Below are 26,125 nucleotides of genomic sequence, written 5' to 3' on the forward strand. Positions count from 1 at the left end.
ATGCTTACTTACCATGTCTTCACCCACCATTGATACCAGCAATAGTTTAGTTATTCAGACCCATAGTAAATTGACCATTGGTGATATCCCAGTGGAAATTATATCATATTTGGGTCAAACCGCCGATGTTTATTACTTCCAGGTGAATATTTTACCCCCAGATGATAGTACTACCCCATGTGAACCTATGAAATTAGGTTTACTGCGGGTGGGGTCTTTGGACAGTGGACTGAGCCGAGAATTGCAACTTAGAGAAATCCTAGGGGACTATAAACTAATTGCACAGTTACTCGCCCACAGTCAAGCTGCATCTGTAACTATTAACCTAGAGACAACTCCCCCCCCACCCCAGGAAACAGACACTGTTGATGAGGGGAGTCTGATCACAGATACTCAAGAACTAGAAGGGGAGTCACCAGCAGAAACCACCTCATCTAATTATTTAGAAGAAGAATATTACCCCGAAGTAGAAATTACCTCATCTACCGAGAAAATTCTGCTCCTCACGGATTTCCCCGATCAAAGTCAAACCATAGAAACTTGGTTAACAGCAGAACATACCCTAGAAGAGTCTTTGTTTCTCACTACCCAGGTCTGTCAATTTTTCCGCTATATACATCAAAGAAACTGGTGTTTGATTTCCCTTCTCCCCCCATGGGTGCAAATGGGAACCCCTATCAAATTCTTTGATTTAACCACAGCTTACCCCCTGGGTGTAACCCTCCCTTCAGGATTATTAGGAGATTATTTAGCCCCGGAACTGGGTTATAGTCAAAATCCCATTCAGGAATCTATGAGTACCTATACTGTGGGGGCATTGTTATATCATATCATCCATCAACACCCTTTGCCTCAAGAACTATCCCTTGAGTTCCAAATCAAACCCATCCCCCAAATTTACCAAATCCTCAAAATTTCTCTGGCTCCCGTTGCAGAGCAAAGATTTAACCTATCTCAACTCCTTAACGTATTAGTAGAAACTCGTAAATTATATAGCACAATTAAAACTCAATGGCAGGTGGCGACTGGTTCCACCGTGGGACTTTCTCCCCATCGCTTACACAATGAAGATAACTATGGAGTCAGACAAGAACAACTCAGCAATTCTCAAACCATGATTTTAGCAGTTGTGGCTGATGGTATGGGGGGAATGTCTCACGGAGAATTAGCTAGTAAAATAGCTGTGGAAATTCCCCTACAAACCGCCATCCCTCCCGACTGTAAAACCCTAGAACAATATCAGCAATGGTTAACTTCACTGTTCCACACAGCTAATGAAGCTATTAATGACCAAGTTAAGGATGGTGGAACCACTCTGAGCATGATTTTGGCGATCGCCCAACAATTAATCATCGCCCATGTGGGAGACAGTCGCATTTATCTGTTACGCCAAGGGGAAATTCGCCAATTAAGCGAAGACCATTCACTAGTTGCCATGTTAGTAGCTAGTGGTCAAATCACACTAGAAGAAAGTATAGACCATCCCGATCGCAACGTTTTAATTAAATCCATGGGTTCCAAATCCAGATTAAGTGATGGTTACGTCCAAGACCTCCGACGCACCACCCCGGAATTATCCCTCACCCTAGAGGATGCAGATATTATCATCCTCTGCTCTGACGGAGTATGGGATTTAGTCCCCCCCTCAGACCTTGCAGATATCTTTAATAATTGTCATCACCCAGACTCAGATTTACAACTAGCTGTTGACAAGACTATTACACAAGTATTACAAAAAGGCGCATCAGATAACGCCACCCTTGTGGCTTTAAAGTGTACCATCCAAAAAAACGTAGCCAGTGGTTAAACCACTGGTAGTCAAACCGCTGTCTACTAATCTTGACTTACCACCCCAATGACTATTCAGTGTCCTACCTGCTTGACAGAAAACCCAGACAATGCTACAATCTGCATTGCTTGTGGTTTTCCCCTCACTCCCACCCAAACATCATCAATATACCACCTACCGAGTGGTACCATCCTAGGACAGGGAAAATATCAAATTGAAAAAGTCTTAGGAGAAGGTGGTTTTGGGATTACCTATCAAGGGGTTTACCTGCAAAACTCCGCCAAGGTAGCCATTAAAGAACTGTGGCCAGAAAAAGCCGCCAGAACAGGTAATACAGTCTGCTGGCCTCATTCCATCACCCCAGCAGAACGCCAAAAACAACTAGACAGCTTTCAAACCGAAGCCAGTTATTTATCACGATGCTCTCATAGAAACATTGTCAAAATCTATGATTGGTTCCAGGAGAACAATACAGTTTACCTAGTGATGGAATTTGTCGCTGGTAAAACACTATATCAAATGTTCCAAGAACAAGGTAAACTACCAGAAAATCAAATCACAGATTATTTTATTCAAATAGCCGAAGCCCTGAAGGTAGTACATCAAAACCAACTATTACATAGAGATATTAAACCAGATAATATCCTCATTGACCAGCAAAACAGAGCCGTCTTAATTGACTTTGGCGCTACTAAAGAATTTATCGCCGGACAAACCCGGGAAATGAGCGTCACCCTATCCCAGGGTTATGCTCCCCTAGAACAGTATAGCTACCGCAGTCAACGTTGGCCAGCCACAGATTTCTACGCCTTGTGTGCGTCCATGTATGAGTTATTAACTGCTCAATTACCCGCACCCGCTCCCGAAAGAGCTAGCGCAGATACACTCATCCCCCCCCGTCAACTTTCCCCCCATCTGAGTCCCTTAATCGAAAAAGTGATTTTAACCGGGATGCAATTTAGAGTTGAAGACCGGTTTCAAACAGCAGATGAATTAATAGACGCTTTAAATGGGAGGTTTGTTTCACCTAGCCAAAAACGCGCCCGGGAACTAGTAGCAAAGGGGGAGTTAACAGCAGCTGTACAAGCATATGAAAAATATCTTAAAACTGAACCCAACCATGGTGAATCAGCAGTTGAACTCGCATTAGTACAATGCTATCTCAACGACAATCAAGCCAAAATTGCCGCCGAAAAAGCCATACAATTACAACCACAAGATGGTAGAGGTTATGGGGTTTTAGGTCTGGTGAGTTGTCGTCAGTCTAAATGGTCAGAAGCCATTAAATATTTACAACAAGCAGCCAAACTCAGCCCCCAGGAAGCGTGGATACAGGCTAATCTAGGTTGGGGCTTAGGTAAGTGTGGTGATTGGTCTCAAGCAGAAATAGCTGTGAATAGAGCGTTACAGTTAGCCCCTGACTCTACTTTTGCTTTAGGACTCCAAGCTTGGATTGCAGTTAATCAAAAGGAGTGGAAAGCAGGAGTAAAGGCTGCTACCCAAGCAATTTTTAAATCTAATTTACAGTCTAATTTACAGTCTCACAGCACCCCATCTAGTGATAGTCAACTATTACAACAGTGGGTATATCCTTATTTGATTATCTCCCTAGACCACGCCACTGTTACCCAGCAAGCCAGGGATGTAGAACGACGGATACAAGAATTTATTACTCAAGTCCCTGATAGTGCTTTCGCCCTAGGGTTTCAAGGTTGGAAACAAGCCCTACAGGGGTTATGGTCTCCAGCCCTATCTAATCTTACACCAGCTAGCAGTAAATCACAAGTCCCCAGTTGGGTGTTAATTAATTACGCCATTACCCAGGAAAATCTGCATAATTGCGCCGATGCTATCCGAATTTACGAAACTCACCAGCACAAGTTCCCTGGTGATGCCTTTGTTTTATTCCGGTTAGGTACATTACATGGTAAACTAAATGAATGGAACAAAGCCCGCCTTTATCTACAACAAGCAATTCAAATTAAACCTGATTATCCCCAAGCTCATCATAACCTAGGCTGGGTTTTACTCAACATTCGCGCCCAAGATAATCAAGTAGAACACTTCCGGGAAATGTTGTCAGCTTATCGTCAAGCTGTTCAACTCTATACACAACAGCAGCAACATTCATTGGCCGCAGATATTCAACAAGCCTTTCAACTGATTGGGATGAATATTTGAGTGATTAAGTTTCCCCACGGGAAACTTAATCAAGTTCTTGTTTTGGCGATATCCTCAATCAACTGGTTCTTGTGTTTCCATCTGTTGCTTTTGCGATCGCAGGTGAGAAGCTGATGCGAGTAGTTCCTCGACAACATCCCAAGCTGCGGCACATTCCCGCGAAGAATCGCCCTTACTTGCACAAATGCGTCTAGCTTCTTCCCGTGCAACTTCTATTTCATCTTCAATAAAAATGGGTTTGGGATTATCAAATAAATCACTTTTTCTGAGAATATCAGTAATAGAGATAATTCCCAACAACTTACCCTTAATTACCGGAGCGCGACGAATCCGGGTATTAGCAAACAACCGAGCCACATACTCCACCCCTAGCTCAGGATTGACCACAATACAAGGCTTAGTCATAATCTGATAAACCCGCACCTGTTTCGGGTCTTGACCGTAAGCCGCAACTTTATAAATAATATCAGTTTCAGTCACCATCCCATAGGGGTCATTTTCCGTGCGCGGTTCCACAATCAAAGCACGTAACCCTTTATACTTCATCAAATCCACTGCATCAGCAACAGTAGCAGAACCACTAATTGTCACCACATCCGTGGTCATGATGTCTTCAGCTTTCATCATATGTTGACAACTCCCTGTTAATATTTAGGTTGAACAATCTTGATTAATCTTCGTAGATTCTCGCCTCTGGAGCATTGGGAAATTCTTCGCAGTACATAGCAAAATTACTTTTGGGATTCTCCACAAAGTCACCTTTTCTGAGAATATCAGTAATAGAGATAATTCCTAACAACTTACCCTTAATTACCGGAGCGCGACGAACCCGGGTATTAGCAAACAACCGAGCCACATATTCCACCCCTAGCTCAGGATTAACCACAACACAGGGCTTAGTCATAATCTGATAAACTCGCACCTGTTTAGGGTCATTACCGTAAGCACCCACTTTATAGACAATATCCGTTTCAGTCACCATCCCATAGGGGTCATTTTCCGTCCGCGGTTCCACCACCAAAGAGCGTAGTTTACGATCCTTCATCAGTTTTACTGCTTCTGCAACAGTTGCAGAACCACTAATTGTTACCACTTCCGTGGTCATGATTTCTTCTGCTTTCATCATCGCTAAATTTCCCCCCATTAATGAGTATGAATTAATGCTGTGTTTACTTGAATATTACCATATTTACACTGATGTGCATGGATAAATCCCTCAAAAATGTTTAAAGTATCTTTTCTACAGCTGCGGTAAATTTTTCATAGCCCACTACCCCAACAATGGTTTCTGATGGCTGACCATCCTTAAAAAATATCACTGTCGGTAGACTACGGATACCCAGTTTTTCAGCCATACCGGGGTTATCCCCCACATCTAATTTCACTATCTTGGCTCTGTCTTGGTATTCCTGGGCGAGTTTATCCATAAAATGGCTCACCATCTTACACGGACCGCACCAAGTCGCAGTGCAATCTAACACCACCAATGGGTTATTGCTTAAACAGGTATCAAATTCTGTTTCTTGAATATATTCAACTGTAGTTGTCACGTGAACCTCTTTGTTATTGCTAATACTTGATTCTCCCCCCAAGTACCATCAACGCTCAGTAGTTGTGCGGGCAATGGTAAAGGATATGATAGAATCATAATGAGCGAAGTTTTCCCTTGATGTCAAGGTTTCAAAATTACTACAGCCCTTGTGCCATATAAGTTTTAGTAATTTGATTTTTCGAGGATTACGCATACAATACCCTACCTTTTCCTTGGTATGAACATAATTTAAGGTGTAGATTCCTGTCCCCCTGGGAATTTGGGATTTATAGTCAAAAATCCCACCTAATGCACAAACAACTCTGTTTACCTCTAAATAACTTCAGGACAATCGCCTAAGTAACCCCGTTGTTGCAATCTTCCCATTTCCACCCGCTCACTGATTGGTAAAGAATTACCTCAAAAACCCCACTGATTGATTAGCATCTGTCATAACTTGAGATACTATGTCATCAGAGGTGATTTCATTTGTAAAACCAATGACTGCTGAACAATCAAAAGACTATTACCTATGGCACAAGCTAGAACAGGCCCGGAGCGCGAAAGCTGCTCGCGGTGGCTATGCTGGCTATGGTTCTCCCGCTTTTGGTCAACAATCAGTACATGGCGAATTAGTAGACAATCCCGCCGAACAACAGATTATTGACTTAATTCGCCGCCATCACAAGTCAGGAAAATCCCTTCCACAAATTGCTACCTGGTTAAACCAGCAAGGATATACAACCAAGCGAGGTAGTCAGTGGCGACCTGTGACAGTCAAAAGGGTTTTAGACAGGCTTTATGGTAAAACTCCCAGAATTTCCGGTATGGACGCAACCTAATGGCAAGATTCCCTCCATTAACCCCTTTTTCACTCACCTTATTTTAAGACATTATATTTACCTCTTTATAACTCAAAGCTTTAGCATCTAATACTTTGAGCAGCTTTAACCTTTACATCCCTCGGATTGTATCTCAATTGTCCCATGTGTAATATATGTCTGACGAATATCTTTACAAAAATTCATAAATTAACATCAACTCTAAAGTATGCTTGATGACCCATTGATTGGCGTTCCCAGTGTAGAAGATGCCATAGATCGGCAGCCACTACTTGTCACCCCGGATACATCTCTAACTGACGTGATTAATTTAATGAGTCGAACCAGAGGTAATACCTGCTCATTGCCTGAATATGATTCAGCAATTGGTTATTATTCCCTGCTTGGGGTTCGTTCAAGTAGTGTTTTAGTCATGGATGGTGGGCATTTATTAGGTATTTTTACAGAGCGAGATATTGTCAGACTCACCGCAGCAGGTGAGGACTTTGCTAAGGTAAAAATATCTCAAGTCATGGTACATCCAGTAATTACCCTCTCCCGCGCTGCATTCCAGGATATATTTGCAGCCCTATTTTTATTTCGGCGGTATCGGATTCGTCACTTAGTCATCGTAGATGACAACCAACAACTAGTAGGAATCGTTTCCCCAGAAAGTCTCAGACAGGTCTTACGTCCCACCAACTTGCTGAAAATGCGGCGGGTATCAGAAGTCATGACCACCCAGGTGATTCATGCACCACCCACAAGCTCAGTACTCACCCTAGCGCAGATGATGGCGCAACATCAAGTTAGTTGCATTGTCATCACTAACACCGATTCCTGGAATGATATTCTCTACACCTTTCAACCCGTGGGTATTGTCACAGAAAGGGATATCGTGCAATTTCAGGCATTAGGATTAAATTTGGCGAAAATTTCCGCAAAAACAGTCATGAGTACACCCTTATTCTTACTCAGTCCCGAAGATTCCCTGTGGTCTGCCCATCAAGAAATGCAACGCCGGCGAGTACAGCGATTAGTTGTATCCTGGGATTGGGGCGCAAAGTTAGGTATAGTTACTCAAACCAGCTTATTACGTATATTTGACCCCCTAGAGATGCATGGAGTCATAGAAACACTGCAACAAACAGTATCCCAACTAGAAGCAGAAAAAGCCCAATATCTCACCCACCAAACCCAAACTAATTACACACCAGTACCTCTACCCCCATCTGACCACAGCAACACGAAAGAAAACATCATTCCTTACGAAAACTTAGATACCTTGATTTCTAATGTGCAAAGTCGCATAGAATATTTACTTAATCACCCTAATTTACCCACGGAATTACAGCAACAGTATTTAAGCTCCACCACAACGGAAATTAAAACAATTCGCCATTGGTTGCGTGCTGGAATTTCTGAGTAGAATCCTTTATTGTTATTAACCTCAACCCTGAATTACCAGGTATTTACTTGACTTCTCCCCTGGATGGAATCACAGGGGATTTTAAACTGATGTTGCTACGCAGGCCCAACCCATGCTACGCAACGTTTACAATATGATTTATTTAACCTTTTAAACTTACCCCAGGCACTACCGCACTGGAAAGATGGGCACGGTAGTATGAAACCATCGACCCTTACCGACTAAATGAGGAGGTTGTAAATCCCAACTTAAAAAATTATCAAGTTGAAAAGATGACTTTCCAGAAAACAGGTAAACAAGTTGATCAAACCACGATTATTTATAGTTGAACTAGAATAATGAGTATCATAAGAATAAATATCTTTAAAAAGATATCTCTGTTGAAGTGCATAGTTGGATTAACTATCTTTAGTCCGATGCCAATACTAGCAACTGTTGCAGATCTCTCCGTTGCTACTAATCCATCTCTTAGCATCAAAAATACTCTAATAGCCCAAACTCCACAGGTGTTTTGTGATGTAATCAACATTAAAACAGGACAACTTGCTTTGCGTTTTACACCTGGTGGTGAAGCCCGTGCTGGTTTGAATAATGGGAATGTTGTTAAGTTGTTGAAAGACCATCATAGTCCTTGGGTTTATGTTCAGGTTATGCAAGTTCCCAACCCTAGGGTTAATGGTTTAACAGGTTGGGTAAATTCCAATTATTTATCTTGTTATATTGTCTATTTATCAATTATACCAATCTCGATGACAGCCTTAGCTAGACAACCAAAAGCTGTCGAGCCACGAGTTGATGAAAATGGCATAATTACTTATGATTACCCCGGCTATTTCTATGACTATAGCTGGCTTTCTCAAAAGAAAATCAAAAAAGAAGCAGATTTAGAAGGTTACAGTGCATTGTCTCTGGATTTATTGCGTAATGCGATTTTTGCTGTTCATGGTCGCCGATTTGTGAATCCCACTTTACAAAATTACTTCAATAGTCAACCTTGGTATAAGCCACGTTACCAGCCTAATCAATTTCCATCCCGTTTGCTTACACCTATAGAACAACATAATGTAGACATGATTCTGCGATATCAAAAACGCACCGGACTAAGATATTTTTAACTGAACGTTTACATCATTGATTTGGCATATTTGAGATTTGCATCTTACTCAAGGTAACAACGCTCCCAGTATGTTTTGATAGGTTTATGACTCTGCCAAAATACAATATTCACTATCATTTAATTAATCACCCCCACACACCAGTTATGCTATTTTTGCATGGCTTTATTGGCAATCTTGATGAATTTGATCCAGTGATTAGATTACTGGGTGAGGAATTTTCCTATTTAACACTTGACTTACCTGGACATGGCAAAACTCAAGTATGGGGAGGGGATGAATACTATACAATGGAGAATGTCGCCCAGGGGGTGATTAACTTACTAGACCAGTTAAACATTCAACAGTGCTACTTGGTCGGTTACTCTATGGGTGGAAGATTAGCCTTATATCTAACGCTACATTTTCCCCACCGTTTTACTAAAGTCATCTTAGAATCTGCATCCCCTGGGTTAGCAACAGCAACAGAACAATTAACCAGAGTTAAAACCGATGGTCAAATCGCCAGAAAGTTAGTTAGAACTACTACCAAACAAGAGTTTACTAACTTCTTACTCCATTGGTATAGTCAACCCATCTTTGGAAGACTCAAAGAGCATCCACAATTTACCACCATGGTAGAAAGTCGGTTGCAAAATCAGCCAGTGGAACTAGCCAAGTCATTGCAATTTATGGGAACTGGAAAGCAACCCTCATTATGGCATAAACTCCCAGAAAACACCATACCTTTACTGTTATTAACCGGGGAATATGACCATAAATTTAGAGATATTCATACACAAATGGCGCAAAAATGTTCAGCCCAGGTAAGAGTTATTGCTGATGCTGGCCATAATACTCACTTAGAAAATACTCCAGAATTTGTCAAAACTATCCGCAACTTTATATAGTCATCCTATTTGAGTTGAGAAATTATCAGTGAGGAAAGGGAACAGGGAACAGGGAACAGGGAACAGAAATTGTTCAGAAATCAAATAGGAGTCCTATATAATTAAACCTATAAAATCCTCAAACAAAATCACCGCAGGGGACTGGTAGTTATAAATGCTGGTTGATTAGCGGCCCTTAATTCTTCCTGTAACATTTTTTGATAAATTTGGGGCAAAGACCTACTAATTGAATTAGTTTCTATACCATATCCCAAACTTGTCCAGGTGGGAGATAGTCGCCGCAAAACATCGTGAATTTTTCCTTGTCGTAACAGTTGAGGAATATCAGTTCTCCAAACTCTGGAATCCTTCAACCAACGGTAAACCACTATATCTTGATACTCCGGTGCAAAACTATAAGTAGACCAAAACATGGCTCCGGGAGGTTGGGGATGATAGCGAGGGGCGATTTCAAACCAAGTCTTATTGATAATTTGATACCTACCCGCCGCAGTAGAGCAGTTATTTTTATTCGGTCCGCTGACGATTCTAACGCATATTTCTGGATGGCGACTGAGGTCATTGACCTGCTGACCACCATATAACAGAGAATAGGGACGGTTACCACTAGCTTCACTAGCGGAGATGGTGCGCATCAAAGCACGGATGTAAGGATCACCCCCACTCATGACTAAAGGTGGCTGTGGTACCATAAATACCAGATCCCTTGGCGATCGCACCGAGCCATGTATATACCACTGTAACAAATATACAAACCCCAGCAGTGCCGCCATGGGGCCAATCAGATGCTCAACGCCCTTGAGTTTAAAACCTTTGAGTGTCACAATCCTAGAAACTTAGTGAAATTAACTAAACATTAGCAAACAACTCCCCCCAACTTTTTTGGGGAGCCTCTGATTTAGCCACCACCTCAACAATTTTATTCCGGGAAGCAGGCTCAAACAAAGCCTCAACCGCCACCCGGGCCACCTTCTGACGGGGAATACTACCATCAAACAATGTATCAGCACCTTGCATTACCACACCATCAGAATTATCTTCATTTTTCAAACCACCAGGGCGGACAATAGTATAAGTCAAACCACTTTTTTGAATATATTCCTCAGCCTGTTTTTTCCATACCAAAATCAGCCAGAACAAATTTAAAGGATGAAACAACTGAGAAACACACAAAGAAGACACTAAAACAAAATGCTCAATTCCGTGAGACTTAGCCGCAGCGACCAGATTTTTAGTACCCTCAAAATCCACTCTATAGGGGCCAGTGGGGTCAAAACTGGGTTTAGCACCCGTAGCGCACAGCAAAACCGTACTATCTCCTAAAGCAGCATTGAGGCTTTGTGGTTGTAACACATCACCCTCAACTAACTGTGCCTCACTGGGTAAAATCGCTCTAGCTTTCTCTATATCCCTCACCAAAGCCCGCACGGGGATATTGCGCGCTATAAGTTCTTGGACAATGCGGCGACCTGTTTCGCCTGTTGCTCCGGCTACAAATGCTTTCATCAGTGTTTCTGGGGTTGAATATTTAACTTTAATGCTAACTGCTGGCGCATTTCTTGAAAGGGTTTATCCCATACAGGAGAGGTATCCCAATCCCATGTAGCCACAGGGATGAGGTTTGCTTTAGCTAAAGAAGTTAGTAGCAGGTGTTCATCTTCCGGTTCCCGGGAAAAATCGAAGGGGTTACGGTATCCTGTATGAGAAAGATTATAAGATGTCAACTGACCATAATTAATGTGTTTGATCAGTTTTTCACCCTTGCTCAATAACTCCTCTAAAAAAACCAAACTAAAAGGCTCAGAATTTGAGCGCGTTTGTGGTTCTCTTTGTACCCATCTTGCCCAATCAAACCCATAAATAAAATCGTGAACGTAGCGGAAGCGAATTTCTTTATTGATGCCGAATAGCTCAATGAGCAAGACCATTTTATCCCCAAAGGATTCTAAAAAAGACATAAAACCCCCATCGGCTACTAAAGCCTGTCTGACCATACTACTAACCATAAAATCAAAATCCCAGAAGATATTTTCTGGGAAGTTTTGCAACTGAGCATAAACTATCAATTTTAAGGTATCCCCCAGGGCTAGAATAAATTCCTCATCTGTGGTCATGGTAGTAATTAAGTTTCCCAGTTCTACAAAACTAGTAATGAAAGTTTTGTCGGGGTTGAGAGTTAATGGATTAACAGACTGTTGGGCTAAAATGTCATCTAGGCATTGAAAAGGGTGATTTCCCTTCAGGTCATGGTTCATAAAGACACAAGGGGAGATGGGGACAGAGTTACTAGGTCCAGTCCCTAGCTGGAAATGTGGACAACTAATTCTCTGGTATGACTACGCTGACGATGCTCCCAAATATAAATACCTTGCCAAGTTCCCAGGACTAAATGACCGCCATTGATGGGAATCTGTTCACAAGTATGGGTCAGTGCAGTGCGGATATGTGCTGGCATATCGTCCGCACCTTCAGCATCGTGAATATACTTACCCGACTCAGGCACAAGTTTAGCCATAAAGTTGGCTAAATCTAGCAAAACATCCGGGTCGGCATTTTCTTGTATCACTAAACTAGCGGAAGTGTGACGCAAAAACAAGGTACAAAGTCCAGTTTCCACCCCTGATTCTGTAACTATAGCCGCAATTTTGGCGGTGATGTTCTGAAAGTTTTTCCCTGTGGTAGAAATTCTGAGTAGTTTTTGGTAGTGCGGCATCTTGATACTATATTGACTGTTGATTTTATTTTAAGCAAAGGTGAGTGTACCTTGAGGTGCCTTTGATGTTAAAATGCTTTCAATAATTAGTTTCCTCTCAGCGCCTTTGGTGACTGAGTTTACCTATATCAGGTATTTATATGAATTTATTCATGCAAACGGCTGCGGAAGCAGTAGCCGGGGGGTCTCATTTTCCCTTAGCCTTTACCTTAGTGTATGTGGTTGGTTTTATTGCTGCTGTCACTATTGGTTCTATAGCTTGGTATAACTCCAAACGTCCGCCGGGTTGGGAAAGCAAAGATCGCCCCGACTTTGTACCTAAAGTAGAACCAGAAGAAACTCCAGGTTCGGGTAAACCGAAGTCTTAAGTATTACTTCTGCATGGGGATGGCTAGACGCGAAGAATCGCGTCTGCTCAACTCAAAGCTTTAGTTCTGCACCTCCACCCAGCGACGATAAAGCTTTTGAATTTGTTTGAGCAACTCTCTATAGTCTGCTTCAGTGCATTGATTTAGCTTTCTTGACTCGTTTTTTGTCAGCAGCCATACTTCTTCTACACCTACTTCATCATCACTATAAATTAATTCACTAATAGCCGAAATCAGATTTTGGTAACCTTTTGGGCTAGGGCGATCGCCTAAATATTCTCGCAACCACCTAGAATATTCTTGCGGTTGCACAGGAACTAACTTATACAGCCAAGGTTTAATTTCCGGATCACCTGCTAACCCTTTTACTTGAGCTATCTCGCGCAGATATTGCCGTTCTTCGGGTTCTATTTTACCATCAATCCAAGCCGCAGCAATTAGGATTTTCACTAACTTTTTGACATGGGAATCAGTAACCATTGCTGCTTCCTCCGCTAGGTTGGTAGCTTTCAAGAAAATAGTACAATCCCAAACTGTATTCATTGGTAATTGTTGGTTTTTCTTAATCGCACCATGAAAAAGCCATCCATGTTTTGTCGGTGAGGCCAAACCTTCAGCCAACCTTGGGGTGTGGAATACCTAGCCTCATACGAGTCAACCCCGGGGGGCTGAATTTCCCAATCGGGATGGTCAGTTAAAAACCTAGAAATCACCCCTTCATTTTCCGCCGGATGCAGTGTACAAGTGGCATAAACTAGTACACCCCCAGGCTTGACAAATTTAGATGTCTGTGCTATGAGTTCTGTTTGCAACCTCGATAGTTCCTGGACAGATTCAGGTGTTTGTCGCCAACGTGCATCGGCGTGGCGGTGTAGGGTTCCCAAACCAGAACAGGGTGCATCTAGTAAGACGCGATCGCCCCGAGAATTAAACTGGGGTAAATGACGACTATCACCAGTACAAATACGGATAGATTGTAAATGTAACCGTTGGGCATTTTCCCTGAGTTTACGCAGACGGGAAGCAGTGCGATCGCACCCCCAAACTTCCCCATCATCCCCCATTAATTCAGCAATATGGGTTGTTTTCCCCCCCGGTGCGGCACAAGCATCAATCACCACCTCACCTGCTTGAGGGTTGAGAACATAACCCACAAGTTGAGCGCTAGCATCTTGCACAGACCACCAACCCTCACTAAAACCCGGCAGATTTTGGATAGCGCCAGTACTCCCAACTAATCGTAAAGCCTGCGGTAAATCCCGCACCCGGCGAGTTAAAATCCCAACTGAAGCCAAAGCCCCCTCAACTTCCTCAATAGCAGCCCGTAGGGGATTAACCCGTAAATCAATTGTCGGTGTTTGGTTCATCCAGTCACAAAGTTGTTCTGTTTGCGCCAAACCCAATTCATCTAACCAAACCTGAATAATCCAATCGGGAAAGCTGTATAAAATACCCAAACGTTCCACAGGATTTTCAGGTAACTTCAAAGGCTCCGGTAACCTCTCCCCTAGACGAATATACTGGCGCAACAGACCATTCACAAAACCCGTCAGACCAGAAAAACCATTTTCCTTAGCCAACTGTACAGTAGTATTCACAGCCGCCGAAGCCGGGATACGCTCTTGATAACGCAATTGGTATAAACCCAGATGTATGATAGTGCGCAGGTCTTGGGGTTGTTGATGAGATTTTTTAGTAGCCAGTTGGTCAATGAGGGTATCAAGAGTCCGTTGTCTCCTCACACTACCATAGACTAATTCCGTCAGCAAACCGCGATCGTGACTAGGCAAGCTCACCTTTTGCAGCACCCTATTTAAAGCTACATCAGCATAAGCCCCCTTATGAACATCTCGCAAGGCATTAAAAGCTATTTGGCGGGCATTTATCATGAACTAATTTTAACTGTATAATTTATCTACCCCGCCGAGTCATGGAAATTCGAGGTAATTAAGTATATTCTGACAATTATTTTATTGTACTGCGGCACCACAACCAACGCCCAAGCAAAACTCATAACTCGCAAGACTGGGAAGCATTCTCTAAATCCAACTGTGCAAAACTGATTAAAGCTAAATGGGACGGGTTGCGTATCAACTCCTTAGCCAAGAGAAAACCAGAAATTGTCCAAATTTGATATCTTCTGGCTTTCTTACCCACTAAAAGCCCCCGAATACCATCATAATATTCTGGCCATTGATTTTGACTCAGACGTTCTTGAGCAATGTCCCAAGCCCGTTGACTCACATCAGTCCTACCTGTTTTTTGAGCCGCAGCAATCAAAAACCACAATAACACAGGCCAACTACCACCATTATGATATGACCAGGGTATATTTCTGGGGTCACACCCGGTAAAAATTCTGTATTCCTCTTTTTCCACTGCTGGGAAACAGATTTTCATCGGCATTTCTCCGACTAAATCATCCCACTGTTCCTCAATCAGATTCATAATTGCTTGAGATTGCTGTTCACTGGTAAGAGAAGCAAGAATCGCCATCATGTTTCCCAGTGCAAAAAATCGCGTATCTAATTGAGATGGTCCGACATTACCCGCTAAGTAACCACCATGTTTTGGTAACCAAATAGCCAAATTAGCATAGCGAATAGAATCAGGATAAATATTAAATTGATTCACTGCTGACTGTCCGTATTCTTCACCCTTAAAGCGGTAAATCGCATTTAATCGCTTTATATCAATCCAATAGTGACGACGAATATGATCTCTTAATAGAGGTAAGCGATTATCAATACCGATGACAATTTTATTATCTCCAGCACAAATCAGCAACTTCCGCGCACACCGTAAGGCTGCATAAAATAGGGCTTGAATTTCCAAGGGATAACCGTAGATACCCATACGCCGGTAAATCATACAAGCGCCATCGGGAACCAACAGGGTGGGGTACATATCAAATCTGGTCGCCAAGCAAATTTCCATAATCAGCATAATTCCTTGCTGGAATTGAGGCTGCAAGGCAAAACTAATATCTTTGGTAGCCTTGACATAGGCGTGTAATATAACTATCCACCACAGACAAGAATCAACAGGTGTAACTCTAGCGATCGCATGTTCCCCAAAATCCGCTTCCAAATATTCTTGACCATTGTCTGATACAACCTTAAAGCTGGCTGGTATCAAACCTTGTCCGGGTATATAAGCATCCAATTGGTTCTTTTTAGGCTGTAACTTTAAAGTTTCTTCTAAGAAATTACGAACAATATCATATTTACCTTTAATTAAAAAAAGTAAAGCGGAGGGGACGAAATCCCTAATAAAACAATGGTCATGCTCTAAACCTTGTTTTATCTGCTCACAGCTTGTCCGAGTACCCACAGGACGACCCTGGTAGTAAATAATCGACTTATCTAAAATTTCCCATGCCTGTTTTTCTAAATCATCAACTATTACTAATTTCTCTGTTTCCATTCCGAGAAATACTCCATTTAGATGGTATTTTAGCACCAGATAAAATCTGCTTATTCTCTGCTATAGTTAGAATACTTGTTAATTGAGTGAGGAAAGGGAACACACCGAACACACCGAACACACCGAACAGAAATTGTTCATGAATCATTTAGCATTGCTATATAGACAACTGGTTTTTGTCGATCCACAAGATATCTAGGGCGATATTCAAGCCTAAGCCAAGATCACCAAGGTTTCTGATTTAATTTATTGTCCCATAGCCGCAATTTCCCAAATGATCACTCAGAGCAATTTAGAGAAGAGCAAAAGCAAAATGTAACTACAAAGTAGTTACATCGGGCTTTAAACCTTATGTTTATATTGGACAAGTACACCTGATTAACCTCGTGAGATTGACTATCCAGGCATATAAGGTTCTACACTCCCAATTTCAAACTCACAAGCCCGAGAAACAGCTTCAGGTGGTAATTCATCAAAACTCACCAATGGTAAATAATTGGGATTATCCATCAGTTCTTTTGCCAATAAAAAACCTGCAATACTCCAAGTTTGATATTTCCTAGCTTGCTTACCAATTAGTCGTCCTTTTTTACCATCATAATATTCCGGCCATTCATCTTCAATCAACCTAGTCTTGGCAATTTCAATAGTCTTTCTGGCTAAACCAGTTTTGTTGGTTTTGACAGCTGCTGCGGCAAACATCCACATTAATACCGGCCAACTACCAGCATTATGATATGACCAAGGGATATTTTTCGGATCACACCCGGTGACAATTCTGTATTCTTCATCCTCTAAGGCTGGGAAACAGATTTTCATAGGCATATCTCCTACTAAATCATCCCATCTTTCCTCAATCAAACTCATAATAGCTTGTGACTGTTCTTCTGTAGCTAAGTCAGAAATAATCGCCATCAAGTTACCCAGGGCAAAAAAACGGGTATCTAACTGAGATGGACCGACATTACCAGCTAAATAACCACCTTTACGGGGTAACCACTTGTCTAATTCGTAATAGGGAAGAGAGTCTACATAGATATTAAATAGATTCACAGCCCCTTTGCCATACTCTTCACTCTTAAAACGATAAATTGCATTGAGGCGATTAATATCTATCCAATAATGCTGGCGAATATGAGCGCACAACAGTGGGAGGCGGTTATCAATGGCTGAGATTATATCTTGATTACCCTGACAAATCAACAGCTCACGAGCTCCACGTAAAGCCCCATAAAATAACACCTGAATTTCCAGAGGATGACCATAAATCCCCATGCGACGGTCAATCATACAAGCACCATCGGGAACCAACAGGGTGGGGTACATATCAAAGCGATTGGCCAAGCAGATTTCCATAATTAACCTAATACCATTTTGGAAATCAGGTTGATAGGCGATGGAATAATCCTTTGTAGCCACTACATAAGCACGCAATAAAATAATCCACCATAGACAAGAATCTACTGGAGTGACTCTAGCGATCGCGTGTTCACCAAAATCAGCTTCTAAATATTCCTCTCCATTGTCGCATACAACTTTAAAGCTAGCTGGAATTAAACCGCGCCCAGGCTTATAAGCATCTAGTTCTCTTTCTTTAGGCTGTAACTTTAATGTTTCTTCCAGGAAATTACGAACAATATCTGTTCTACCTTTAATCAAAAAAATTAACGCCGAAGAGACAAAATCGCGGATAAAACACTGATCATAATTAAGTGCTTCCACAGAAGCATCATAGGCCGCTACAGTTCCCACAGGACGACCTTGATAATAGAGAATTGACTTCTCTAGCGCTCGCCATGCTTGTTCTTCTATATTTTCATCTGTTACTAATTCATTTATTGGCATCACTAGAGTAACTCCATTGAGGGGGTAATTGTTTACTAGATGCACCGTGATGGATTATTTATGCTATTATCTTTAGCATAACAAAAACCATATTTTGAATAGCAACCTGCTTTGAGCAAATAAGTTAGAAATCGTTACTTAAGCTACTGATTGAGCTAGAAATTAAGCCACAATTAGCTTTTCTTTCATTATCTTTTAGGTGAAGCGCAGCCAGGTATTTTTTACCTCAAGCAACGTCATGAATCCTAAGAAGCGCCATAAAATACATAGTCCCAGCTTGTTCTGTGTTCTGTGTGTCAATCTCAAACCTGGGTTTACCAAACAACAAAAAATTTTAGCTACTATTCAAAGTGGCTTTGAAATATTTACGGTATATTTACTTAATCAAGATTGGGCTTTGAGGCAGTAAATTAGATTATTCCCCTACAACCTCATAATTTATAATGTTTTTTCACAATATGCAATATAAAAGTTAAACAACTTTAGATGTCAATACTTTTAGGGATGTGTATATTTTACCTAAATTACCAATAATATAGGGAAATTTTGCGAGTAAGGTCTAAGAGGATGTTTGGAAAGTATTAAACAGGTAATTTTTATCTTAGGGAACAGGGAACACACCGAACAGGGAACACACAAAAAACAATCAAATCCAGTCCCCTCCCCTGACAAGGGGAGGGTGAGGGTGGGGTCAAACAATAGTCAAACAATACCAGTTCTCTGTTTGGGTTCCTCTTCCACAGACATCTACAAGTTTCTAGCTGGTAGAGGTATGGTAATAAAAGCGATTCCTGGATAAAACAAAAAAAATTTATATGACCTCAGTTTCTCCCCATAAAAAGGCCAAAGCCCTGAAACCGACCAGCCGCCGCCCCGCCAAAGAATTGTGTAGCGAGTGCGGACTATGTGATACATATTATATTCATTATGTCAAGGAAGCCTGCGCTTTTATTAATCAACAGATAGAGGGACTCGAAGAACAAACCCATAAGCGATCGCGCGACCTAGATAACGAAACCGAACTCTACTTTGGCGTTCATCAAGACATGATCGCAGCGCAAAAACAGCAGCCCATAGAAGGCGCACAATGGACGGGTATTGTGAGTAGCATTGCCATTGAAATGCTCAATCGCGGCTTAGTAGAGGGCGTTATCTGTGTGCAAAACACCAAAGAAGACCGCTTTCAACCCATGCCCATCATCGCCCGTACCCCAGAAGAAATACTGGCAGCCAGGGTAAATAAACCCACATTATCCCCCAACCTTTCGGTTTTAGAACAAATAGAAAAATCGGGGCTGAAAAAGTTATTAGTAATTGGTGTAGGTTGCCAAATTCAAGCCCTCAGAGCCGTAGAAAAACAACTAGGGTTAGAAAAACTGTATGTTTTAGGTACACCCTGCGTAGATAACGTTACCCGCGCCGGACTACAAAAATTCCTAGAAACTACCAGCCGTTCACCAGAGACAGTGGTACATTATGAATTCATGCAAGACTTCCGCATTCACTTCAAACATGAAGACGGTTCCATCGAGAAAGTACCATTTTTTGGCTTAAAAACCAATCAACTCAAAGATGTCTTTGCCCCCTCCTGCATGACCTGCTTTGACTACGTTAACTCCCTAGCAGACCTAGTGGTAGGTTACATGGGCGCACCCTTTGGCTGGCAGTGGATTGTCGTTAGAAATGATACAGGTAAACAAATGCTTGACTTAGTGCAAGACCAATTAAACACCCAGCCAGTCACATCCCAAGGGAACCGCAAAGAAGCAGTACAACAAAGTATTCCCGCCTACGACAAAGGGGTAACACTACCCATGTGGGCGGCAAAACTCATGGGTGTGGTAATAGAAAAAATCGGACCCAAGGGTTTAGAGTATGCGCGTTTTTCCATTGATTCCCATTTTACGCGGAATTATTTGTATGTAAGGCGCAATTATCCAGAGAAGTTAGAGGCTCATGTGCCGGAGTTTGCTAAGAGGATTGTAGGACAGTATAAGTTACCAGAGTAAATCTCACTCAACCTATGTAGCCATTCCCACCGCTGCGATCGCCGCCTCTAATGCGATCGCCACATGGGTCCAGTGAGTCCCCCCCTGGCAATAAACCACATAAGGCTCACGCAAAGGACCATCGGCGGAAAATTCTAAAGTACTGCCCTCAATAAACGTCCCCCCAGCCATGACTACTTGGCTCTCGTAGCCCGGCATATCATCGGGAATGGGGTCGAGATAGGAACCTACGGGTGAATGCTGTTGTATGGCTTTACAGAAGGCGATTAGTTTAGCAGCACAGCCGAGTTTAATGGCTTGAATGACATCCCCACGGGGTGCTAGGGGCGCAGGATTGACTGGATAACCTAATTTATGGAATACATAACCAGTTAGGTGAGTTCCTTTCATGGCTTCCCCTACCATCTGGGGAGCTAAAAATAAGCCTTGGAATAACAGGCGATTTTGGTCGAAGGTAGCACCACCATAACTACCAATCCCAGGAGCTGTGAGACGACAGGCGGCCGCTTCTACTAGGTGAGCACGACCAGCAATATAACCCCCGGCGGTGACGATTGTCCCCCCAGGATTTTTAATCAATGACCCGGCGATTAAATCGGCACCAACATCTGTGGGTTCTCTGGTTTCAATAAATTCCCCGTAACAGTTATCTACAAAACAAACGGTGTTGGGGTTTTGCTGTTTCACTAGGTAAACGATTTTTTCTATGTCGCTAATTGATAAACTCGTCCGCCAGGAATACCCGCAAGAACGCTGAATCAACACTAACCGGGTGTTCTCACTAATGCTACTACTTAGGGTTTGCCAATCTATAGTTCCTTGGGGGGTTAGCTCCAATTGGCGGTAATTTATGCCAAACTCAAGAAGGGAACCTTGGCCTTTACCTCGTAAACCAATGACTTCTTCAAGCGTATCGTAGGGAGAACCAGCTACTGCTAACATCTCATCTCCAGGACGGAGCACACCAAATAAGGCGCAGGCGATCGCATGAGTACCAGAAACAAACTGCACTCGCACCGCCGCCGCTTCAGCACCCATGACTTCGGCAAACACTTGATCTAACGTGTCTCTTCCTAAATCATCGTGGCCATAACCACTGACACCAGCAAAATGGTGTGCCCCAACACGGTGATGACGAAAGGCATCCAGGACTCTTTTCAGATTATGCTTGACCTGAGCGTCAATTCCAGAAAAAATCTCTAACAGTGCCTGTTCTGCTTGCCGCAGCTGTTCCACGCTGTTCATTAGTTCCTCTTTCACAAAAAATTAGTTAGATATGCGGATTTTCCAATCACGCAGATTAGGCTAGACAATTTCTACTCGGGTTATTGCATGACAATTGCTACTTCAACTAAACCTCAAATTAACTGGGTGAATACCCTGTTTTTCATTGCTCTGCACATCGGCGCTTTATTTGCTTTGGTTCCTAGTAACTTTAGCTGGAATGCCGTTGGTGTGGCTTTATTACTTTACTGGATAACCGGTGGATTGGGTATTACTCTAGGTTTTCACCGTCTGGTAACTCACCGCAGTTTTCAAACTCCCAAATGGCTGGAATATTTCTTGGTGTTTTGTGGGACATTGGCCTGTCAAGGAGGTCCAATTGAATGGGTAGGTACACATCGCATTCATCATTTACATTCTGATACCGAAACAGACCCCCATGATTCCAATAAAGGCTTCTGGTGGAGTCATATGGGTTGGTTAATTTATCACTCTCCTGCTCATGCTGACGTTCCTCGGTTCACCAAAGATATTGCCGAAGACTCAGTTTATCAGTTTTTACAGAAATATTTTATTTTGATTCAGGTGGCACTGGGTTTATTACTCATGTATCTGGGTGGCTGGCCTTTTGTGGTCTGGGGTATCTTTGTTCGCATTGTCTGGGTGTACCATTGCACCTGGTTGGTGAACAGCGCTACTCACAAATTTGGTTATCGTAGTCATGATTCTGGCGATCGCTCCACTAACTGCTGGTGGGTGGCGGTGCTAGTATTCGGTGAAGGCTGGCATAATAACCACCATGCCTATCAATACTCTGCTCGTCACGGACTGGAATGGTGGGAAATCGATTTAACTTGGATGACTATTCAATTACTGCAATTACTCGGTCTAGCTACAAATGTCAAGTTGGCAGGTAAAAGGCAGTAATTTACAGGTGATTGGTTAATAGTGGGTCAAAGCTAATTTCCCTGAAAAACTAATAACCATTCACCACCGGGAAAATTATCTCCTATAGCTAATAAAAATAGTGCGCTTGTGTAGCTGAGATTGCTATAATCCAAGACGCTAATGTTAAGAAACTTTACATCCATCCACCTTTTTGGTGAATTGGTAGGGAAGTCTGTTGTTTTCCAGGTATTCATGACTACATCAATAATCAACAGCCAAAAACTAGGTGAGGACCTTGGCGAACCCAAGCTGAAGCTACAAGATATTATCAAAAGCTTACCCAGGGAATGTTTTGAGAAAAACAGTCGGAAAGCTTGGACACAAGTACTCATCAGTGTTTCTATGGTAGCCTTGGGCTACTATCTGCTCACCATCAGTCCTTGGTTTCTCTTACCCCTAGCTTGGATTTTTACCGGTACTGCTTTAACAGGTTTTTTTGTCATCGGCCATGATTGTGGTCACAGGTCTTTTGCTAAAAGTATGTGGGTAAATGATTTAGTGGGGCATTTATTTATGATGCCGTTAATTTACCCCTTCCACAGCTGGCGAATTAAGCATAATCATCACCACGCTCATACCAACAAGTTGGATGAGGATAATGCTTGGCATCCCATTAGAACACATGTGTTTACCAATTGGTCACCCTTAAAGCAATTTGCCTTTGAAAGGTTTATGCGTCAGCGTCTGTGGTGGGTAGGTTCCATTGGACATTGGGCAGTGGTACATTTTGATTGGCGGAAATTCAAAACCAAAGACCAATCAAGTGTTAAGCTTTCTGTGGCTGTAGTAGTTGTGTTTGCCGCCATCGTTTTTCCTCTTTTGATTGCTACAACTGGTATTTGGGGATTTGTCAAATTTTGGCTACTACCCTGGATGGTTTACCATTTTTGGATGAGTACCTTCACAATTGTTCATCACACTGCCCCAGATGTTTCTTTTGAGACAGCTAACAAGTGGAATGAGGCTTTAGCACAACTATTTGGTACCATTCATTGTGATTATCCCCGCTGGGTAGAAATCCTCTGCCATGATATCAATGTCCACGTTCCCCATCACATTTCTACTGCTATCCCTGCTTATAATTTGCGTCTAGCCTATAGCAGCATTAAGAAAAATTGGCAGCCTTATCTACATGATGAATGTCAGTTTTCTTGGTCTTTAATGAAGCAAATCACAGACCAATGTCAACTGTACCAAACTGATATTGGCTATCAGACCTTCAATGAGTATTACGCAGGAAAACAACAATAAATACCACCCGGCATAAATTGCATTCTCAATACTTGCAACAGTGCTGATTATCCTGTAAATTAAATAGGCTCTGGTAATTCTTAATCTACTTTTAAGCTGAGTTGAATTACCAGAGATTACCTTATAGGGTATTAGTGAAAGCTAATCCCAAAAATATGTCAAAAAAGTCTGATTTCTATCCCACAAAAGAATCAAGTGCCATCAAATACTATCGCTTTCAATAATTCTGATGACTGTAAATTGTCTGAGGAAAAAACCCAACTTCCCTTTACTCTTCAGGATTTGAAAGCTGCTATACCGGCTGAATGCTTTCAGCCAAATGTAACTAAATCCCTATTTTACTTTTTTCGTGACATCTTGATTATTAGCCTACTTTATGCAGTGGCTTATTATCTAGATTCTTGGTATTTTTGGCCAGTTTTCTGGTTCATGCAAGGAACAATGTTTTGGGCTTTGTTTGTAGTTGGACATGACTGCGGACACCAATCTTTTTCTAAGCAAAAATGGCTCAATGATTTGATTGGACACTTATCCCACACACCAATACTAGTCCCTTATCATGGTTGGAGAATTAGCCACAGAACTCACCACAAAAATACTGGTAGTATCGATAATGATGAAAGCTGGTATCCTGTGACTGAATCCCAGTACAAGGAAATGCCACTATTGCAAAAGATAGGGCGATATTATGTCTTTCTTTTGGCTTATCCGGTGTATTTATTTAAGCGTTCTCCAGGTAAGGAAGGTTCTCACTTTTCACCTAGCAGCCCCCTGTTTAAGCCATCGGAAAAATCGGATGTGTTGACTAGTACTATACTGTGGATTGCTATGGTAGGTTTACTAGGTTTCTTCACCTATCAATGGGGTTGGATGTGGCTGCTAAAATACTACGCTATGCCCTACATTGTGTTTGTGATTTGGTTAGATTTGGTAACATTTCTACATCATACTGAGCCAGATATTCCTTGGTACCGTGGGGAAAATTGGACTTTTCTCAAAGGCGCAATTTCTAGTATTGACCGTGATTACGGTTGGGTAAATCACATTCATCATGATATTGGTACTCATGTTGCTCACCACATATTCCTTAACATTCCCCATTACAATTTGTTGAAGGCGACTGAGGCGATTAAACCAGTGATGGGTGAATATTTCCGCAAGTCAGAGGAACCTATTTGGAAATCTCTATGGCGTTCTGCTGTTAGCTGTAAATTTGTACCGGATACAGGTAGCAAGGTTTACTATACTTCTAAGAGTCAAAACTAGGCTAATATCATTCACAGCCATACCAAGAAAGTCCGCTTTGGCGGGCTTTTTTGATCTCACACACCCGGTGGATAAGAGAAGGTCAGGAGAATCAAGTTCTCCCACAATACAATCCAGTGCAAGGACATATATGACACAAACACAACCAAAAGTAACTTTTACCAAAAACTACGGTTTTAGAAAAGAACTCAATCGGCGGGTTGATGCTTATTTTCAGTCGCAGAATATTTCTACTAGAGATAATCCTGCAATGTACATTAAAACAGCAGTCCTTTTTTCCTGGGTAATCTCTGCTTGGATATTTACTCTCTTCGGACCACCACAAATATGGATAAAAGTCATCAGCTGTATTTTCTTAGGATTGGGAATTGCTGGTGTTGCTTTTAATGTAGGACATGATGCAAATCACGGTGCTTACTCTCGCAAAAAAATTGTCAATAATATCTTGGGTATCACTTATGATATCATTGGTTTATCTAGTTATTTGTGGAAGTTTAGACATAATTTTCTCCACCATAAATACACTAATTTATTAGGGCATGATGTAGAAATACATGGTGGTGGATTAGTGAGGATGACTGTCTATGTTGAGCATAAATGGTATCACTCTTTTCAACATATATTCATTTGGTTGATATATACTATCATACCCTTTTATTGGTCTATACATGATATTGGTTTCATTACGGTTAACCGGAAATATCACACCTATGATATTCCTAAGCTTAAACCAATAGACCTGTTGATTTTTGTGAGTGGGAAATTTATTTGGCTAGGGCTATTCTTGGGAATACCAATTACTATCGGATATACACCTATTCAGGCGCTTATAGGATTTTGTATTACTTATATGACCTATGGCTTGGTGAGTATTACAATTTTCATGCTGGCTCATGTTATGGAAGCAGCAGACTTTATTGAGTCCAGTGGTGATTTAAAGATTGAGGATGAATGGGCAATATTTCAAACAAGAACTACGGTTGATTTCGCTCCCAATAATCAATTTTTAACCTGGTATCTTGGTGGTCTTAACTATCAAGTTGTTCATCATTTATTTCCGAATATTTGCCATATTCATTATCCTCAAATATCTAAAATATTAGCTGATGTTTGTGAAGATTTTGGCGTTAAATACAATGTTTGCCCAAATTTTACTGCCGCATTGGCTTCTAATTATCGCTGGTTAAAACTCATGGGAACTGCACCTCATATAAACTAAGTTCATACAATCTTGACAAAACTGAAGAAGATGTTTTAAAAATCAAAGTTAGTCAATAATCAAGCCAGTCGTCTGAGTATGATGGGAATCATGGCGATAC

General features: G+C 41.8%; 24 protein-coding genes. 12 read left to right on the top strand and 12 right to left on the bottom strand.

Features of this window, described 5'->3' with window-relative positions; all coding sequences use genetic code 11:
• Window positions 1-13 precede the first annotated feature (13 nt).
• Both NWP21_RS16415 and NWP21_RS16420 read left to right on the top strand, forming a co-directional pair.
• Window positions 14-1,807 carry a protein phosphatase 2C domain-containing protein gene (locus NWP21_RS16415; RefSeq protein WP_280793500.1) on the top strand — a complete coding sequence of 598 codons (1,794 nt, stop codon included), beginning with the start codon at window positions 14-16 and terminating at the stop codon, window positions 1,805-1,807.
• Window positions 1,808-1,855: 48 nt separating this feature from the next.
• Complete coding sequence (locus NWP21_RS16420) at window positions 1,856-3,970, top strand: serine/threonine-protein kinase (RefSeq protein WP_280793501.1); 2,115 nt, start codon at window positions 1,856-1,858, stop codon at window positions 3,968-3,970.
• 54 nt (window positions 3,971-4,024) lie between these two features.
• On the opposite strand, the gene NWP21_RS16425 is transcribed toward NWP21_RS16420, so the two are convergent.
• The 3 genes from NWP21_RS16425 to trxA form a co-directional block, all read right to left on the bottom strand.
• Window positions 4,025-4,597, bottom strand: coding sequence for a CBS domain-containing protein (locus NWP21_RS16425; protein ID WP_280793502.1), 573 nt, complete (start codon window positions 4,595-4,597; stop codon window positions 4,025-4,027).
• A gap of 43 nt (window positions 4,598-4,640) precedes the next feature.
• Window positions 4,641-5,096 carry a CBS domain-containing protein gene (locus NWP21_RS16430; protein ID WP_280793503.1) on the bottom strand — a complete coding sequence of 152 codons (456 nt, stop codon included), beginning with the start codon at window positions 5,094-5,096 and terminating at the stop codon, window positions 4,641-4,643.
• Window positions 5,097-5,196: 100 nt separating this feature from the next.
• The gene (trxA, locus tag NWP21_RS16435; protein ID WP_271730752.1) at window positions 5,197-5,520 is read right to left on the bottom strand and encodes a thioredoxin; all 324 of its coding nucleotides are present in this window, start codon (window positions 5,518-5,520) and stop codon (window positions 5,197-5,199) included.
• Between the two features lie 481 nt (window positions 5,521-6,001).
• On the opposite strand from trxA, the gene NWP21_RS16440 reads away from it, so the two are divergent.
• The 4 genes from NWP21_RS16440 to menH all read left to right on the top strand — a co-directional run bounded on the left by NWP21_RS16440 (window position 6,002) and on the right by menH (window position 9,756).
• Window positions 6,002-6,343 (top strand): recombinase family protein, encoded by a 342-nt coding sequence (locus NWP21_RS16440; protein WP_280793504.1) that lies wholly within the window; start codon window positions 6,002-6,004, stop codon window positions 6,341-6,343.
• 208 nt (window positions 6,344-6,551) lie between these two features.
• On the top strand, window positions 6,552-7,751 hold the full coding sequence (locus tag NWP21_RS16445) for a CBS domain-containing protein (protein ID WP_280793505.1): 1,200 nt from the start codon (window positions 6,552-6,554) through the stop codon (window positions 7,749-7,751).
• A 416-nt stretch (window positions 7,752-8,167) separates the two neighbouring features.
• On the top strand, window positions 8,168-8,866 hold the full coding sequence (locus NWP21_RS16450) for a YARHG domain-containing protein (protein ID WP_280793506.1): 699 nt from the start codon (window positions 8,168-8,170) through the stop codon (window positions 8,864-8,866).
• Between the two features lie 86 nt (window positions 8,867-8,952).
• Window positions 8,953-9,756: a 2-succinyl-6-hydroxy-2,4-cyclohexadiene-1-carboxylate synthase gene (gene menH, locus NWP21_RS16455; protein ID WP_280793508.1), complete on the top strand. Its 804-nt coding sequence runs from the start codon at window positions 8,953-8,955 to the stop codon at window positions 9,754-9,756.
• Window positions 9,757-9,884: 128 nt separating this feature from the next.
• Here menH and NWP21_RS16460 read toward each other — a convergent pair whose 3' ends face one another.
• From NWP21_RS16460 to NWP21_RS16475, 4 genes are all read right to left on the bottom strand, one after another.
• Window positions 9,885-10,529, bottom strand: coding sequence for a glycoside hydrolase family protein (locus NWP21_RS16460; RefSeq protein ID WP_271730766.1), 645 nt, complete (start codon window positions 10,527-10,529; stop codon window positions 9,885-9,887).
• Window positions 10,530-10,605: 76 nt separating this feature from the next.
• Window positions 10,606-11,262, bottom strand: a complete 657-nt coding sequence (locus NWP21_RS16465) for an NAD(P)H-binding protein (RefSeq protein WP_280793509.1) — start codon at window positions 11,260-11,262, stop codon at window positions 10,606-10,608.
• Window positions 11,262-12,011: a hypothetical protein gene (locus NWP21_RS16470; protein WP_280793510.1), complete on the bottom strand. Its 750-nt coding sequence runs from the start codon at window positions 12,009-12,011 to the stop codon at window positions 11,262-11,264. The genes NWP21_RS16465 and NWP21_RS16470 overlap by 1 nt, the downstream gene beginning before the upstream one ends.
• Before the next feature lie 44 nt (window positions 12,012-12,055).
• Window positions 12,056-12,469 carry a secondary thiamine-phosphate synthase enzyme YjbQ gene (locus NWP21_RS16475; RefSeq protein WP_280793511.1) on the bottom strand — a complete coding sequence of 138 codons (414 nt, stop codon included), beginning with the start codon at window positions 12,467-12,469 and terminating at the stop codon, window positions 12,056-12,058.
• Between the two features lie 140 nt (window positions 12,470-12,609).
• Here NWP21_RS16475 and NWP21_RS16480 point away from each other — a divergent pair, with 140 nt between their 5' ends.
• A complete protein-coding gene (locus NWP21_RS16480; protein WP_271730761.1) occupies window positions 12,610-12,837 on the top strand; it encodes a hypothetical protein in 228 nt (75 codons plus the stop codon).
• A gap of 60 nt (window positions 12,838-12,897) precedes the next feature.
• On the opposite strand, the gene NWP21_RS16485 is transcribed toward NWP21_RS16480, so the two are convergent.
• From NWP21_RS16485 to NWP21_RS16500, 4 genes are all read right to left on the bottom strand, one after another.
• Window positions 12,898-13,317 (bottom strand): TerB family tellurite resistance protein, encoded by a 420-nt coding sequence (locus tag NWP21_RS16485; protein ID WP_271730767.1) that lies wholly within the window; start codon window positions 13,315-13,317, stop codon window positions 12,898-12,900.
• A 59-nt stretch (window positions 13,318-13,376) separates the two neighbouring features.
• The gene (locus NWP21_RS16490; protein WP_280793512.1) at window positions 13,377-14,726 is read right to left on the bottom strand and encodes a 16S rRNA (cytosine(967)-C(5))-methyltransferase; all 1,350 of its coding nucleotides are present in this window, start codon (window positions 14,724-14,726) and stop codon (window positions 13,377-13,379) included.
• 121 nt (window positions 14,727-14,847) lie between these two features.
• Complete coding sequence (locus tag NWP21_RS16495) at window positions 14,848-16,263, bottom strand: glycoside hydrolase 100 family protein (protein ID WP_280793513.1); 1,416 nt, start codon at window positions 16,261-16,263, stop codon at window positions 14,848-14,850.
• 396 nt (window positions 16,264-16,659) lie between these two features.
• On the bottom strand, window positions 16,660-18,108 hold the full coding sequence (locus tag NWP21_RS16500; RefSeq protein ID WP_280793514.1) for a glycoside hydrolase 100 family protein: 1,449 nt from the start codon (window positions 18,106-18,108) through the stop codon (window positions 16,660-16,662).
• Between the two features lie 815 nt (window positions 18,109-18,923).
• Between NWP21_RS16500 and NWP21_RS16505 the strand changes: the two genes are divergently transcribed.
• Window positions 18,924-20,117, top strand: coding sequence for a Coenzyme F420 hydrogenase/dehydrogenase, beta subunit C-terminal domain (locus NWP21_RS16505; protein ID WP_271760556.1), 1,194 nt, complete (start codon window positions 18,924-18,926; stop codon window positions 20,115-20,117).
• Between the two features lie 12 nt (window positions 20,118-20,129).
• On the opposite strand, the gene NWP21_RS16510 is transcribed toward NWP21_RS16505, so the two are convergent.
• The gene (locus tag NWP21_RS16510; RefSeq protein ID WP_280793523.1) at window positions 20,130-21,362 is read right to left on the bottom strand and encodes a methionine gamma-lyase family protein; all 1,233 of its coding nucleotides are present in this window, start codon (window positions 21,360-21,362) and stop codon (window positions 20,130-20,132) included.
• A gap of 87 nt (window positions 21,363-21,449) precedes the next feature.
• On the opposite strand from NWP21_RS16510, the gene NWP21_RS16515 reads away from it, so the two are divergent.
• From NWP21_RS16515 to NWP21_RS16530, 4 genes are all read left to right on the top strand, one after another.
• On the top strand, window positions 21,450-22,268 hold the full coding sequence (locus NWP21_RS16515) for an acyl-CoA desaturase (protein ID WP_271733222.1): 819 nt from the start codon (window positions 21,450-21,452) through the stop codon (window positions 22,266-22,268).
• A 213-nt stretch (window positions 22,269-22,481) separates the two neighbouring features.
• On the top strand, window positions 22,482-23,540 hold the full coding sequence (locus tag NWP21_RS16520; protein ID WP_280793515.1) for a fatty acid desaturase: 1,059 nt from the start codon (window positions 22,482-22,484) through the stop codon (window positions 23,538-23,540).
• Between the two features lie 195 nt (window positions 23,541-23,735).
• Complete coding sequence (locus NWP21_RS16525) at window positions 23,736-24,806, top strand: fatty acid desaturase (protein WP_271733220.1); 1,071 nt, start codon at window positions 23,736-23,738, stop codon at window positions 24,804-24,806.
• Window positions 24,807-24,936: 130 nt separating this feature from the next.
• The gene (locus NWP21_RS16530) at window positions 24,937-26,025 is read left to right on the top strand and encodes an acyl-CoA desaturase (protein WP_280793516.1); all 1,089 of its coding nucleotides are present in this window, start codon (window positions 24,937-24,939) and stop codon (window positions 26,023-26,025) included.
• Window positions 26,026-26,125: the final 100 nt, after the last annotated feature.

This window comes from Anabaenopsis sp. FSS-46, from assembly GCF_029891665.1.
GTDB classification, from domain to species: domain Bacteria; phylum Cyanobacteriota; class Cyanobacteriia; order Cyanobacteriales; family Nostocaceae; genus Anabaenopsis; species Anabaenopsis arnoldii.

Coding starts and splice junctions, on each gene's coding strand:
- NWP21_RS16420 (WP_280793501.1), top strand. CDS start 1,856: ATGACTATTCAGTGTCCTACCTGCTTGACAGAAAACCCAGACAATGCT.
- NWP21_RS16510 (WP_280793523.1), bottom strand. CDS start 21,362: ATGAACAGCGTGGAACAGCTGCGGCAAGCAGAACAGGCACTGTTAGAG.
- NWP21_RS16425 (WP_280793502.1), bottom strand. CDS start 4,597: ATGATGAAAGCTGAAGACATCATGACCACGGATGTGGTGACAATTAGT.
- NWP21_RS16485 (WP_271730767.1), bottom strand. CDS start 13,317: ATGGTTACTGATTCCCATGTCAAAAAGTTAGTGAAAATCCTAATTGCT.
- NWP21_RS16460 (WP_271730766.1), bottom strand. CDS start 10,529: ATGGCGGCACTGCTGGGGTTTGTATATTTGTTACAGTGGTATATACAT.
- NWP21_RS16430 (WP_280793503.1), bottom strand. CDS start 5,096: ATGATGAAAGCAGAAGAAATCATGACCACGGAAGTGGTAACAATTAGT.
- menH (WP_280793508.1), top strand. CDS start 8,953: ATGACTCTGCCAAAATACAATATTCACTATCATTTAATTAATCACCCC.
- NWP21_RS16480 (WP_271730761.1), top strand. CDS start 12,610: ATGAATTTATTCATGCAAACGGCTGCGGAAGCAGTAGCCGGGGGGTCT.
- NWP21_RS16475 (WP_280793511.1), bottom strand. CDS start 12,469: ATGCCGCACTACCAAAAACTACTCAGAATTTCTACCACAGGGAAAAAC.
- NWP21_RS16415 (WP_280793500.1), top strand. CDS start 14: ATGTCTTCACCCACCATTGATACCAGCAATAGTTTAGTTATTCAGACC.
- NWP21_RS16470 (WP_280793510.1), bottom strand. CDS start 12,011: ATGAACCATGACCTGAAGGGAAATCACCCTTTTCAATGCCTAGATGAC.
- NWP21_RS16445 (WP_280793505.1), top strand. CDS start 6,552: ATGCTTGATGACCCATTGATTGGCGTTCCCAGTGTAGAAGATGCCATA.
- NWP21_RS16440 (WP_280793504.1), top strand. CDS start 6,002: ATGACTGCTGAACAATCAAAAGACTATTACCTATGGCACAAGCTAGAA.
- NWP21_RS16450 (WP_280793506.1), top strand. CDS start 8,168: ATGCCAATACTAGCAACTGTTGCAGATCTCTCCGTTGCTACTAATCCA.
- NWP21_RS16495 (WP_280793513.1), bottom strand. CDS start 16,263: ATGGAAACAGAGAAATTAGTAATAGTTGATGATTTAGAAAAACAGGCA.
- NWP21_RS16505 (WP_271760556.1), top strand. CDS start 18,924: ATGACCTCAGTTTCTCCCCATAAAAAGGCCAAAGCCCTGAAACCGACC.
- NWP21_RS16490 (WP_280793512.1), bottom strand. CDS start 14,726: ATGATAAATGCCCGCCAAATAGCTTTTAATGCCTTGCGAGATGTTCAT.
- NWP21_RS16500 (WP_280793514.1), bottom strand. CDS start 18,108: ATGCCAATAAATGAATTAGTAACAGATGAAAATATAGAAGAACAAGCA.
- NWP21_RS16465 (WP_280793509.1), bottom strand. CDS start 11,262: ATGAAAGCATTTGTAGCCGGAGCAACAGGCGAAACAGGTCGCCGCATT.
- NWP21_RS16520 (WP_280793515.1), top strand. CDS start 22,482: ATGACTACATCAATAATCAACAGCCAAAAACTAGGTGAGGACCTTGGC.
- NWP21_RS16515 (WP_271733222.1), top strand. CDS start 21,450: ATGACAATTGCTACTTCAACTAAACCTCAAATTAACTGGGTGAATACC.
- NWP21_RS16530 (WP_280793516.1), top strand. CDS start 24,937: ATGACACAAACACAACCAAAAGTAACTTTTACCAAAAACTACGGTTTT.